This window comes from uncultured Sphingomonas sp., assembly GCF_964243315.1.
Lineage (GTDB): Bacteria > Pseudomonadota > Alphaproteobacteria > Sphingomonadales > Sphingomonadaceae > Sphingomonas.
In genome coordinates, this window is record NZ_CAXTEM010000071.1 from 1 (window position 1) to 11902 (window position 11902).

Annotated in this window: 12 protein-coding genes and 1 pseudogene; 4 read left to right on the forward strand and 9 right to left on the reverse strand. The window is 67.7% G+C overall.

The features are described 5' to 3' along the window. Positions 1-309 precede the first annotated feature (309 nt). A complete protein-coding gene (locus tag ACFE77_RS14510) occupies positions 310-1611 on the reverse strand; it encodes a hemolysin family protein (RefSeq protein WP_375422361.1) in 1302 nt (433 codons plus the stop codon). 162 nt (positions 1612-1773) lie between these two features. Between ACFE77_RS14510 and ACFE77_RS14515 the strand changes: the two genes are divergently transcribed. Then, complete coding sequence (locus tag ACFE77_RS14515) at positions 1774-2454, forward strand: OmpA family protein (protein ID WP_375422362.1); 681 nt, start codon at positions 1774-1776, stop codon at positions 2452-2454. A 199-nt stretch (positions 2455-2653) separates the two neighbouring features. Here the strand turns inward: ACFE77_RS14515 and ACFE77_RS14520 are convergent, their stop codons facing one another. Further along, positions 2654-3082: a nucleoside deaminase gene (locus tag ACFE77_RS14520; protein WP_375422372.1), complete on the reverse strand. Its 429-nt coding sequence runs from the start codon at positions 3080-3082 to the stop codon at positions 2654-2656. Positions 3083-3139: 57 nt separating this feature from the next. Then, on the reverse strand, positions 3140-3349 hold the full coding sequence (locus ACFE77_RS14525) for a hypothetical protein (protein WP_375422363.1): 210 nt from the start codon (positions 3347-3349) through the stop codon (positions 3140-3142). A gap of 179 nt (positions 3350-3528) precedes the next feature. Between ACFE77_RS14525 and rpmB the strand changes: the two genes are divergently transcribed. Beyond that, positions 3529-3822, forward strand: coding sequence for a 50S ribosomal protein L28 (gene rpmB / locus ACFE77_RS14530; RefSeq protein ID WP_375422364.1), 294 nt, complete (start codon positions 3529-3531; stop codon positions 3820-3822). 62 nt (positions 3823-3884) lie between these two features. Here the strand turns inward: rpmB and ACFE77_RS14535 are convergent, their stop codons facing one another. After that, positions 3885-4892: an esterase-like activity of phytase family protein gene (locus ACFE77_RS14535; RefSeq protein ID WP_375422365.1), complete on the reverse strand. Its 1008-nt coding sequence runs from the start codon at positions 4890-4892 to the stop codon at positions 3885-3887. Between the two features lie 161 nt (positions 4893-5053). Between ACFE77_RS14535 and ACFE77_RS14540 the strand changes: the two genes are divergently transcribed. Continuing rightward, on the forward strand, positions 5054-5434 hold the full coding sequence (locus ACFE77_RS14540; protein ID WP_375422366.1) for a glycine zipper 2TM domain-containing protein: 381 nt from the start codon (positions 5054-5056) through the stop codon (positions 5432-5434). 324 nt (positions 5435-5758) lie between these two features. Here the strand turns inward: ACFE77_RS14540 and phbB are convergent, their stop codons facing one another. The 3 genes from phbB to ACFE77_RS14555 are packed head-to-tail and all read right to left on the reverse strand — an operon-like array spanning position 5759 to position 9762. Beyond that, the gene (gene phbB / locus ACFE77_RS14545; protein WP_375422367.1) at positions 5759-6481 is read right to left on the reverse strand and encodes an acetoacetyl-CoA reductase; all 723 of its coding nucleotides are present in this window, start codon (positions 6479-6481) and stop codon (positions 5759-5761) included. 31 nt (positions 6482-6512) lie between these two features. Then, positions 6513-7520: a ferrochelatase gene (gene hemH, locus ACFE77_RS14550; RefSeq protein ID WP_375422368.1), complete on the reverse strand. Its 1008-nt coding sequence runs from the start codon at positions 7518-7520 to the stop codon at positions 6513-6515. Positions 7521-7551: 31 nt separating this feature from the next. Then, positions 7552-9762 (reverse strand): molybdopterin cofactor-binding domain-containing protein, encoded by a 2211-nt coding sequence (locus ACFE77_RS14555; RefSeq protein ID WP_375422369.1) that lies wholly within the window; start codon positions 9760-9762, stop codon positions 7552-7554. Positions 9763-10107: 345 nt separating this feature from the next. On the opposite strand from ACFE77_RS14555, the gene ACFE77_RS14560 reads away from it, so the two are divergent. Further along, a complete protein-coding gene (locus ACFE77_RS14560) occupies positions 10108-10590 on the forward strand; it encodes a MucR family transcriptional regulator (protein ID WP_375422370.1) in 483 nt (160 codons plus the stop codon). Between the two features lie 231 nt (positions 10591-10821). On the opposite strand, the gene ACFE77_RS14565 is transcribed toward ACFE77_RS14560, so the two are convergent. Both ACFE77_RS14565 and ACFE77_RS14570 read right to left on the reverse strand, forming a co-directional pair. Further along, positions 10822-11748: a flagellar motor protein MotB gene (locus tag ACFE77_RS14565; RefSeq protein ID WP_375422371.1), complete on the reverse strand. Its 927-nt coding sequence runs from the start codon at positions 11746-11748 to the stop codon at positions 10822-10824. A gap of 18 nt (positions 11749-11766) precedes the next feature. Beyond that, positions 11767-11902, reverse strand: a pseudogene (locus ACFE77_RS14570) (flagellar motor stator protein MotA); the annotation flags it as partial.

Sequence of the window (11902 nt, forward strand, 5' to 3'; positions counted from 1 at the left end):
GCCGCCGCGGTCGCCGCACTGACGCCGGCATCCGCGGACGACTGGAAGGACTTCTCAGGAGCATGATGACGTCAGCCTAAACAAGTCCGTTCGTCCCGAGTAGCCATCGAGTAGCCCGCAGGGCGTGTCGAGATGACGTATCGAAGGACAGGTTGGTGCGCGGAACCTGTACCTCGATACGAGCTCTCGATACGCTCCTTGCAGGAGCTACTCGATCTCTACTCGGCACGAACGGGTGAAGTAGATGCCATCACGCTCGAAGGAACGCGGGAGAACGATCAGGCTAGGGTGCGCTCGAGGCGTGCTCGCTCAGGTCTCGCTGACCAGCAGCTTGTCGATGCGGCGGCCGTCGAGATCGACGACCTCGAAGCGCCAGCCCTGTTCGGTGAAGCTCTCGCCCTCGCCGGGCAGATGCCGGAACGCGGCCAAGGCGAGGCCGGCGACGGTGGCGTAGTCGCGGTCTTCGGGCAGGTCGATGCCGAGGCGTTCGGCGAGGGTGTCGGCGGCCATCGTCCCCGCGACGAGCAGCGATCCGTCCTCGCGCACCACCACCGAGGGGGCGTCGTCGGGATCGGTGTCCGACGCGAACTCGCCGGCGATTGCGGCGAGCAGGTCGGCGGGGGTGACGATGCCTTCGAAATGGCCGTATTCGTCATGGATTAGCGCCATCGGCACCTCGGCTTCGCGAAGCGCGATCAGCGCGTCCATCGCGTCGATCTGGTCGATCACCACCGGAGCCTTACGCATCAACGCGCGCAGGTCGAGCGCCTGGCCACGGAACAGCGCCGCAGCGATGTCGCGCGACTGGACCACGCCGATTACCGCGTCGACCGATCCGTCGGCGACCGGCAGGCGGGTGTGCGGTGTCGCCAGCAATTTGTCGCGGATGCCGTCGGCGTCGAGCGAGCAATCGAGCCAATCGACCTCGGTGCGCGGGGTCATGACCTCGCGGACGGGGCGGTCGGCGAGCCGCACCACGCCCGAGATGATCGTGCGCTCATGTTCCTCGATCACGCCCGATTTCGACGCCTCCGCGACGATCAGGTGGAGTTCTTCCGCGGTGACGTGTTCCTGGGTCTCGCGATCGAGGCGGAGCAGCTTGAAGATGAGCGCGCTGGTGCGGTCGAGCAGCCAGCCGAGCGGCGCGGTGCCGATCGCGAGCCACTGCATCGGCCGGGCGACCAAAGCCGCGATCGCCTCCGGCTTGCGCAGCGCGAACTGCTTGGGGACGAGTTCGCCGATGATCAGCGACGCGTAGGTCGTCAGCCCGATCACCACCGCGAACCCGATCGATCGCGCGGTTTCCGGCGCCAGCCCCGCGGCTTCCAGTCGCAGCGCGGTGGGCATGCCGAGGCTGGACCCCGAATAGGCGCCCGCGACGATGCCGATCAACGTGATCCCGATCTGGACCGTCGACAGGAACTTGCCGGGATCGGCGGCGAGCAGGATCGCCGCGCTCGCGCCCTTGCGCCCGGTCCGCGCCATCGCCTCCAGCCGCGCCTTGCGCGACGACACGATCGCCAGTTCGCTCATCGCGAACACGCCGTTGAGCGCGACCAACGCGAGGATGATCAGGACGTCGATCCAGGGGAAGGGGGGAAGCGGTGCCATCGGCGCGCGCCCGCTTTGCCGCACAACGACCGCCGCGACAACAACTCAGTCGCTAACCTGCGCGAATCCGGGTCGCACCGCTCATCCCCGGTTCAGTGCGGAGGCGGAACAACCCGCCGCCAGCGCGGGTTTGATCCGCCAGTAGCAAAGGGAGAGTTTTTGATGATGTTGAAATCCAGGATCCTGGCCGCAGCCGCGCTCGGCGCGCTGGTCACGACGTCGGCCTGCACCACCGATCCGGAGACCGGTCAGCGCCGCATCTCCAAGACTGCGCTCGGCGGCATCGGCGGTGCGCTTGGCGGTTACCTGCTCGGCGATCTCGTCGGCGGTCGTCGCGACCGGACCGAGAAGATCCTCGGCGCGGGGATCGGTGGGCTCGCCGGCGCCGGAATCGGCGCCTATATGGACAAGCAGGAGCGCGAGCTTCGCGCGCGCACCGCAGGCACCGACGTGCAGGTGACGCGAGAGGGCGACAACCTCGTGCTCAACATCCCGTCGGGCATCACCTTCGCCTATGATAGCGCCGACGTGCAGCCGCAGTTCCAGCGCACGCTGGACCAGGTCGCGAGCACGCTGTCGCAGTACAACCAGACCTATATCGACGTGTACGGCCATACCGATTCGACCGGGAGCGACAGCTACAACCAGACCCTGTCGGACCGACGCGCCACCGCGGTCGCGGATTATCTGTCGAGCCGCGGGGTCCAGACCGCGCGGATCGGCACCCGCGGCTATGGCGAGACCCAGCCGATCGCGTCGAACGACACCGATGCCGGCCGCGCCGCCAACCGCCGCGTCGAGGTGAAGATCGTCCCGATCACGCAGAACGACATGCGTAGCTAACGGCGCGGCTGAGAATGTGACATCGACTTCAATCGTTCGTGCCGAGTAGGGATCGAGTAGCTCCTGCGAGGAGCGTATCGAGAGCCCGTATTGAGGTACAGGTTCCGCGTACCAACCTGTCGTTCGATACGCCATCTCGATACGCCCTGCGGGCTACTCGACGGCTACTCGGGACGAACGGTATAAGTCTGACGTCACGCTAACGCCGCCCAGCAAAGAAATCGCGCAACAGGCCAGCCGCCTCGCCTTCGCCGATTCCGGGATAGACTTCCGGGCGGTGGTGGCAGGTCGGTTGCGCGAAGAAGCGCGGGCCGTGTTCGACCGCGCCGCCCTTGGGATCGGGCGCGCCATAGTAGACGCGGGCGATCCGGGCATGCGCGATCGCGCCGGCGCACATCGCGCAGGGCTCGAGCGTCACCCACAGGTCGCAATCCTCCAGCCGATCGCGCCCCAGCGTCGCCGCCGCCTCGCGGATCACGCGCATCTCGGCGTGGGCGGTGGGATCGGCGAGACGGCGGGGCGCATTGCCCGCCTGGGCGACGATCCGTCCCGCCAAGACGATCACTGCGCCGACCGGCACCTCGCCCGCCGCAGCGGCGTCACGCGCCGCGTCGAGGGCGGCGCGCATGGGAGGGGGCAGCGCGAACATGCCTCGCCCTGCCCCGGCGGGTGCGGGCGGTAAAGTCTATTGGGCGTTGCCCGGGCGTTCGACGTTGACGGTCGGGACCGACACCGTCTTGTCTTCGCGACCGACCGATACGCGTGCGACATCGGCCTTGAAGGTCGGCGCCTGGACGACGCCGGGACTGGTCTGATCGATGTTGATCAGGCCGAAATACATGAGCGCGACCACGACAAGTGCCGCGACCCCGAGCAGGGCGAGAAGCGAGCGCATGATGTTTATCCCCTTTGCGAAACCGATTCGTGATCGTAACAACGCCGCCGGTGCTACGCGGTTGCACCGGCCCCGTCGACGCACAGCTCGGCCCGAAGCTCGACCGAAAGGTTGACGGCGGGCAGGTCAGTCGTTATCGGCGCCCACTTTCCGGGCAACCGAAACTCAGGATAAAACGCATGTCGCGCATTTGCGAGCTGACCGGCAAGGGCCGGCAGGTGGGTCACAATGTTTCCCACGCCAACAACAAGACCAAGCGGGCGTTTCTGCCGAACTTGCAGAACGTGACGCTGATCTCCGATTCGCTCGAGACGAGCGTTCGCTTGCGGGTCTCGACCCACGGCCTGCGTTCGGTCGAGCATAATGGCGGTCTCGACAATTGGCTGGTGAAGACCAGCGACGACAAGCTGTCGCTGCGCTGCCGCCGCCTGAAGCGCGACATCGTGAAGAAGCGCACGGTCGCCGCCGCATAAGCGGTTCGACTGCGGATCGTTCGGCTCGCCGCTCCATCCGGGGCGGCGAGCCGTCGGCGTTTCTATGGTCTCCGCTCCAGGCGAAACTTCAGCAGCAGGCTGCGCTCGAGCAGGGACTGGTTGTCGTCCGACACTAGCCAGAGGATCGTCGACGAACCCTCGCGGGTGACCGCGATACCTTCGAAATTGTCGTGGATGAGCGGCGCCGCGAGCGTGGCGACGATCGTCGGTCGTGCCACCGCGCCGCTGCGCAGGTCCGCGGCGGCGACCCGCGTGACGATCGTCGTGAACCGGAACGGCAGCGTGAAGCGGCGCTCCAGCACGAGCAGGTCGCCGCCGGGTAGCGCCACCGCGTCGGCCACATCGAAGTCGCGATGCACCATGTAGGTGAAGCGCCGCGGTACGATCCCCTCGAGCGGATCGCGCGCGAAGATCAAGCCTTCACGACTGTTCTTCCTGGCGGCGGCGCTACCCGACCACGATCGGCGTGGCACCCGCGCCTCCTCGCTGATCGCGACGAAGCGTCCGTCGGGCAGCATCGCCATGGCTTCGGCACCGCCGTTCGACGGCCAGCCCCGCATCGCGGGGGGCGCGACTCGGCCGTCGGTATGGGCGAGGTCGGCGGAGTAGCGCCAAATTTGGTTGGCGCGCTCGAATCCGACCCACAGCTTGTCGCGCGCGGGATCGACGATAAGCGATTCGCTGTCGCGCTCCCGCTTGTCCCAACCGGTGCCTGGGCCCGCCGGCAGATCTGCGCCGACCACATCATGGAGACGCCAGTCGCGTCCCAACCGGAACCGCAGCAGGTTGCCGCTGTCGCTGAGCAGGGTGAACCGATCGCCCGCAACCGCGATCGCCGAGAAGCCGCCGAACCCGCGTACCCGGCTCGACAGGCTGATCCCGCCGAGGAAGGTCATGGCACCGACGCGGACGCGGCCGGGATCGTGCGGATCGAGCCGGGCGGGCGACGTGCTCACCGCAACGCGAGCGGGATAGGAGGCGATGCGCTCCTCGCCGGTCCAGCCGGGCACGATCAGCAGCACGCACAGGATGACGAAGAGGATTCGCACGCCGCCTCATAAGGTGGATCGCCGCGGGCGACAGCATGAACCAACGATAACGAGCGCATTCAGGGTCGGCTCAATGCGACTCGGGCAAAAGCTCTCCATCGACGGTGATCGCCGGGTTCTTCGGAACCAGCGCCACCCGGATTTTCCAAGGGAGAAGACCGATGTTCAAGAAACTGTCCCTCGCCGGTGCCGCTCTCGCCATGGGCGCCGCCGCCATCGTCCCCGCGACCCCGTCGCTCGCCCAGCGCGGCGGCTATTACGGCGACCGTTACGAGCGCAGCTACGAACGTCGCGGCTACGACAATCGCCGCTACGACGATCGGCGTGGCTATGACGACCGCCGCTACAACCGCAGCAACCGTAACCGCGGCTGCAGTAACGGCGACGGCGGCACGGTAATCGGCGCGATCGCGGGTGGCCTGCTCGGCAACACCGTCGCAGGTCGTGGTGACAAGCTTCTCGGCACGGTGATCGGCGGCGCCGGCGGCGCACTCGCCGGCCGGGCGATCGATAAGTCGGGTAATCGCGGATACTGCCGCTGATCGGCGGCAGTTGAGTATCCCTCACGTTGCGTATCGAGGGTGGAGGGTCGGTCCGAAAGGGCCGGCCCTCCTTTTCGTCCGTTTGCGGAGAGCGGCGAAGCCGCTGCACCGAAGCGGACCGGCCGGCGGTCGGCACGACCGTCCGACGAGACCGCGGCTTCGCCATGGTGGCTGATTGATTGCCGACCTTGCGAACGCGGAGGCTGTCTAGTCTTACATCACAGACGCGACGACGGCTAAGCCGCCGTCGGTCGGGTCGGCTGGGCCGCCCGCCGGCCGTGCCGGGCGCTGCTGCGCACCGGCGCGTAGACGCGCCTGCGCCCGTCAGTACATGTGCTGCCCGCCGTTGATGCTCAGCGTCGACCCGGTCACGAAACCCGCCTCTTCCGAACACAGGAACGCGACGCCGCGGGCGATTTCCGAGGCCTGGCCAAGGCGGCCGACCGGAATCTTGGCGACGATCTTCTCCAGTACGTCGGCGGGCACCGCGGCAACCATGTCGGTGTCGATATAGCCCGGCGCGATCGCGTTCACGGTGACGCCGGTCTTTGCGCCTTCCTGCGCCAAAGCCTTGGTGAAGCCGTGGATGCCCGATTTCGCGGCGGCGTAATTGACCTGTCCATATTGCCCGGCCTGGCCGTTGATCGATCCGATATTGACGATCCGCCCCCATTTGCGCTCGCGCATGCCGGGGAAGGTCGCCTTCGCCATGTTGAAGCAGCCGCCCAGATTGGTGTCGATCACTTCCTTCCACGCTTCGTAGGTCAGCTTCATGATGGTGCCGTCGCGGGTGATGCCCGCGTTGTTGACGACCACGTCGATCGGCCCGAGCTCTGCAGCGACCTGCACGCACCCCGCCTGGCACGCGTCGTAATCGGCGACGTCCCATTTGAAGGCACGAATGCCGGTGCGATCGGTGAAGGCCTTGGCGCGTTCGTCGTTGCCGGCATAATTGGCGGCGACGGTCATGCCGGCCTCGTGCAGCGCCAGGCTGATCGCCTCGCCGATCCCGCGTGTACCACCCGTAACGATTGCGACCCGTGCCATGCATACTCTCCTGACGTCGTTTTGCCGCAGGCTAGGCGGAGCGCACCCAGCCTTCAAGCTCGCGTGCGAGCAATCGTCTCAACATCGTCATTCCCGGTTCGCTGTCGTTGAGGCAAGGCAGGTAAGCGAAGTCGATGCCGCCCGCGTCGACGAACGATTCGCGCCCGCGAATCGCGAGCTCCTCCAGCGTTTCGAGGCAGTCGGCGGAGAAGCCGGGCGCGATCACCACGACCTTCTTCTTGCCGCTGCGCGCCAGCTCTTCCAGCGTCTCGTCGGTCGCGGGGCCGAGCCACTTCGCGGGGCCGAAGCGCGACTGGAAGGCGATCACCAGATCGCGGCCCATCGCCTCGCCGAGCAGTCGGGCGGTCTTCTGGCAGTGGCAATGATAGGGGTCGCCCAGCTGCAGCGTCCGCTTGGGCATGCCGTGGAAGCTGGCGACGATCGCATCGGGTTCGAAATCGAGCGTCGCGAGGCCGGCCTCGAGCGAAGTCTTCAGCGCGTCGATATAGCCGGCGTCGTCGTGGTAAGGCGGCAGCGTCCGGATCGCGGGCTGCCAGCGCATTCCGGCGAGCACCGCGAAGGCCTTGTCGTTGGCGGTCGCTGTCGTCGCCGCGCAATATTGCGGATAAAGCGGCGCCAGCAGGATGCGGTCGCATCCTGCTGCCTTCATCGCCGCGAGCCGATCGGGGATCGACGGATTGCCGTAGCGCATCGCCCAGTCGACCGTGACGCCCGCGCCGAACGCGCCTTGCAGCGCCTCGCTCTGCGCGCGGGTGATCGCAGCGAGCGGCGAGCCGTCCTCGCGCCAGACCAGGCCGTACGCGTGCGCCGATTTCTTGGGGCGAGTGTTGAGGATGATCCCGCGCAGGATCGGCTGCCACGCGATCGCGGGAAGCTCGACCACTCGGCGGTCGGACAGGAATTCGCCAAGATAGCGTTTGACCGATCGGGCATCGGGACCGTCGGGGGTGCCGAGGTTGATCAGCAGCACGCCGATGCGCGGCGGTACGATGGGCGGATGGTTTGCAGGCGGGATCATCGTCCCGGCCTAGGCGATGATCGGCGGCGCCTCAACCGACCCGCAGCGGCAATCGCCTGATCCGCCGCCCGGTCGCGGATTGCAGCGCGTTGGCGATCGCGGGCGCGACCGCGGGAACGCCGAGATCGCCGACTCCGCCGGGTGCGTCATCGCTGCGGAGGAACTCGACCGTGATGTCGGGCGTGTCATCGAGCAGCGGCAGGTCGAGTCCCGCGAATCCGCGCGTGGTCGGCAGGTTGCGCGCGACTGCGGTCGAGGCGCCGAGTGCGGCGGCCATGCCGAACAACAGCCCGCCCTCGATCTGCTGGCGGACCAGGTCGGGGTTGATCATTCGCCCGCAATCGACCGCGGCGACCAGCCGGTCGACCTTCATGCGTCCGCCGTCGCCGACCTGCGCCTCCGCCAGCACCGCGATGTAGCTGCCGCGAAACGCGTGGCAGGCGATGCCCTGCGCGCTGCCCCGCACCCCGCCATCCCATCCGCCCAGCGCCGCCGCGGTCGAGAGGCACCGCGCGAGCCTGACCTGCCCGCCGAGCATGCCGATCCGGTAGGAGAGCGGCTCGGCCGACGCCGCCTGTGCGAGTTCGTCGATGAAGCATTCGGTAAAGAAGGCGGTGTAGCCATGCGCCCCGCCGCGCAGATGCCCGGTCGGCAGGCCGATCTCCGCATGGTGATGATCGATCGCATAGGCCGGGACCCGATAGGCCGGCAGCGCGCCGGCGACCGCATAGCGATCGCCGCTGGTGGCGATCCCCGCCGCCGCCGACAGCGCACCGGGCATGATCCGGTCGGCGAGCTCGCGTCCTGTCGCGGGCGCGGCGATCTTCGCGCTCCAGCCGAGGATCGCGCCGCTGCTGCCGAGCCGCGCCGCCATCCGCGCGCGGGCGGGGGGCCGGATGCGGTCGTGGAGCGAATCCTCGCCGCGCGACCAGACCAGCGCCACCGGGCGCTTCAGCGTCACCGCGAGCACCGCCGCCTGTGCGCCCGCCTCGGCTTCCAGATTGGCGCCGAACGAACCGCCGGCGAGCATCGGGTGAACGATGACGTCGCTCGGCGCGATGCCGCTGGCGCGCGCCGCAGCGTCGCGCGCGAGACCGGGGGCGGCCGTCGGCATCCATAGCTCGAGCCGACCGCCGCGATAGGCGGCGGTGGCGCTCATGGTTTCCACCGCGGCATGCGCGGCTGGCGCAACCTCATAGTCGGCGGTGACGACCTGCGCGCCGCCGAAGACCGCGGCCAGGTCACCTGCCGACGCGATCCGCGCGCCGGGCGATTCGAGCGCTGCAGCGAGGGCGCGGTCGATGCCGGCGCTGTCGATCAGCCGGTCGACCGGTGTCGCGAAGCGCGGACGCATCGCGTCGAGCGCCTTGGCGGCCGCCCACCAGGTCGTGGCGATCGCGGCCACCCAGCCGGGTTGCTCGACGATCTGTAGGACCCCGAAGACACGGTCCGCGGCGGCGCGATCGACCGCGATCAGCCGCCCGCCGATCGGCGCCTGGCGGATCGCGGCGTGGACCATGTCGGGCAGGCGGATGTCGCCCGCGAAATTGGCGGAGCCGTCGACCTTCGCCGGCGTATCGAGCCGCGGCACCGACCGGCCGATCAGCGAGCCCGCGCCCTGTACCCCGATCGGAAAGGGATCGGGCATGTCGAGCGCCGCGGCGCTGTCGGCGAGGTTGGCGAAGCGGATGCGCTTGCCGGCATTGGTGACAAAGCCCTTGCCAACCGCGCAATCGGTCCACGCCACGTCCCATCGCGCCGCCGCCGCCTGGCACAGCAGCGCGCGAGCGGCGGCGCCTGCGGTGCGGCACGCATCCTCGAACATCCGGATCGAGGTCGATCCGCCGGTCAGCATCAGCGCCGATCGCTCGGCGAGCGTCGCCCGTACCCCTGCGGGAAGGCCGGCGAAGGCGCCGTCGAACAGCTCGTCGAGCGCCAGCGGATTGGCGTAGAGCGGGCTCAGTGGCGCGGGCTCGACCCCGACCGTACGCCAATCGGCACCGAGTTCGTCGGCGACGATCTGCGGCAGCGACGTATAGACCCCTTGGCCATGTTCGAGCTGCGGCACCGCGACGGTGACGTGCCCGTCCAGCCCGATCTTCAACCAGGCGCCCAACACCCTCTCGTCCGGCTGGGCGACCAGCGTCTCACGGTAGCTGCGCGGCCACAGCGCCCAGGCGACGACGAGCCCGAGGCCGGCGCCCCCGCCCACCAAGATGCTCCGTCTGTCGATCCTCGCCATCGACGACGCTCTACCGGGGGGCCGGCGACAGCGCCAGCAGCCGCAGCGCTGCAACCGACAACCGTCGCAATTTGGGATCCGTCACCCGCCGCGGTCGTGAAATCGACTCTCGACGGCCATATAAGGTCAAGGTTCGGTTCGGCATATCACGACACAATATCCGCCAAATACAGGAAGCTCGTCGCATCATTGCCGTTCATCATCGCAACATGTGTCTATTCTTGTTGGTCCCCGCAATCATCTGCCGGTTCTGATTAAACGGGCGTTGCATGCAGATTTGCGGCAGGAGGGGCTTGACGATAGTCCGAAGCGGTCTAGGGCTGTATTCAGTCAAAGGAGCGAACGATGACTGACGACAATACCGATATGAATGCCGTTGAGCTGGCAACGGAGCTGACCATTGCTTGGTTGGGTAATCCCAACACTCGCAGTTCGGCCGAAGACGTTCCGGCGTTCCTCGGCAAGATGCACGACACCGTGTCGGCGCTGCTCGGGTCGAGCGCACCCGCCGCCGATGCGCCCGCCGCGACCGAATACACGCCCGCCGTGTCGGTGCGGAAGTCGCTAGCGTCCAAGGATCACATCATCTCGATGATCGACGGCAAGCCGTACAAGACGCTGCGTCGCCATCTCGCGACCCACGGCATGACCCCGGTCGAATATCGCGAGCGCTACGGCTTGAAGGCCGACTATCCGATGGTCGCCGAGACCTATTCGGAAAGCCGCCGTGCGATGGCCAAGAAGATCGGCCTCGGTCGCAAGCCCGGCGCCCGCAAGCCCGAAGCAGCCCCCGCCGGCCGCAAGCGCAAGACCGACGCGCCGGAATAACCGGCGGCGCAGTTTCGCGGCGTTGAGAAACGGCTCGTTCGTCTTGTGGCGAACGGGCCTTTTCCTTGGGGAGTAGGCTGCCGCATTCGGGAAGCGATCTCGCCAAGCCGTTCCCCAGCGAAGGCCGGAGCACAGGTCGAAAGTCGCTGGTCACGATGGGCTGACCTGTCCGCGCTAAACCATCGAAACTGGACCCGGGCCTACGCCGGGGAACGATGGATATCGGAAGCCCTACTCGCGCCCAGCCTTGCTCGTCATCGCGCCGCTACCGCGTTGGTACAGCAGCGTGATCGCGACGCGGCGATTGCGGGGGTCGAGGCGATTGCCCTCGATCATCGGTTCGCGGTCGGCGACGCCCTCGATGCGTTCGAACCGGACCTCGGGCAGGCCCCCCTGGGCCAGGCGACGGCGGGTCGCTTCGGCGCGGCCCGACGACAGCATCCAGTTGTTCATCGCGCGCGGATCGCCATAGGGAACGCTGTCGGTGTGACCGCGGATCATCAGCGCGTTCCTCATACCCTGGACCGATCCGGCGATCAGCCCGATCAGGTCGGCGGCCTCCGGCGCGAGCGTCGTGGTGCCGAGCGCGAACATCGAATAGTCCGCGTCGTCGACCAGATCGATCCGCAAGCCGTCATGCGTCGGCACGAAGCGGACATGGCTGGCGAGCCGCGCGAGCTTGGCCGAGGTCGCGATCTCGCGACTGAGCTGGCGGCGGATGCTCTCGAAATTCTTCTTGTCCTCGGCCGCCATCGCGGTGCTGCTGCGGAGCGAGCCCTTCTTGCCGGTGCCGTCCATCGGCCCGTCGGCGGGTGGCGAGGGTAGGCCGACCGAGGCGATCCGCGCCGCCGCGGCGCGCGGCCCGGTCTTGTTGTTGCTCATGATCGATTCGCCACCGAGCACGCCGGACCCGCCCATGCCGACCGCATGCGTATCGATCAGCGTCGGCGCGAAGTAATCGGCGATGCCTTTGCGCTGCTTCTCGGTGGTCGCGCCGAGCAGCCAGAGCAGCAGGAAGAACGCCATCATCGCGGTCACGAAATCGGCATAGGCCACCTTCCAGGCGCCGCCATGATGGCCGCCATGCCCTTCGATATAGATCTTCTTGACGATGATCTTGGGTGGCTGGTTGGTGCCATGGGGTGCGCGTGCGGCCATGATCGTCGGTCCGTCGTCTTACTTGCCGCGCAGGCCGTCGAAGACTTCGGCGAAGCCCGGCTGGTTCTTGTGCGCGATGCCCGATCGCGCGGCCTCGATCACCAGCGGCTGCGGATGGCCGTGGAGCGAGGCGATGATGATCTGCTTGACCACG

Coding starts and splice junctions, on each gene's coding strand:
- ACFE77_RS14565 (WP_375422371.1), bottom strand. CDS start 11,748: ATGGCCGCACGCGCACCCCATGGCACCAACCAGCCACCCAAGATCATC.
- ACFE77_RS14560 (WP_375422370.1), top strand. CDS start 10,108: ATGACTGACGACAATACCGATATGAATGCCGTTGAGCTGGCAACGGAG.
- ACFE77_RS14515 (WP_375422362.1), top strand. CDS start 1,774: ATGATGTTGAAATCCAGGATCCTGGCCGCAGCCGCGCTCGGCGCGCTG.
- ACFE77_RS14555 (WP_375422369.1), bottom strand. CDS start 9,762: ATGGCGAGGATCGACAGACGGAGCATCTTGGTGGGCGGGGGCGCCGGC.
- ACFE77_RS14525 (WP_375422363.1), bottom strand. CDS start 3,349: ATGCGCTCGCTTCTCGCCCTGCTCGGGGTCGCGGCACTTGTCGTGGTC.
- hemH (WP_375422368.1), bottom strand. CDS start 7,520: ATGATCCCGCCTGCAAACCATCCGCCCATCGTACCGCCGCGCATCGGC.
- phbB (WP_375422367.1), bottom strand. CDS start 6,481: ATGGCACGGGTCGCAATCGTTACGGGTGGTACACGCGGGATCGGCGAG.
- ACFE77_RS14540 (WP_375422366.1), top strand. CDS start 5,054: ATGTTCAAGAAACTGTCCCTCGCCGGTGCCGCTCTCGCCATGGGCGCC.
- ACFE77_RS14520 (WP_375422372.1), bottom strand. CDS start 3,082: ATGCGCGCCGCCCTCGACGCGGCGCGTGACGCCGCTGCGGCGGGCGAG.
- ACFE77_RS14510 (WP_375422361.1), bottom strand. CDS start 1,611: ATGGCACCGCTTCCCCCCTTCCCCTGGATCGACGTCCTGATCATCCTC.
- rpmB (WP_375422364.1), top strand. CDS start 3,529: ATGTCGCGCATTTGCGAGCTGACCGGCAAGGGCCGGCAGGTGGGTCAC.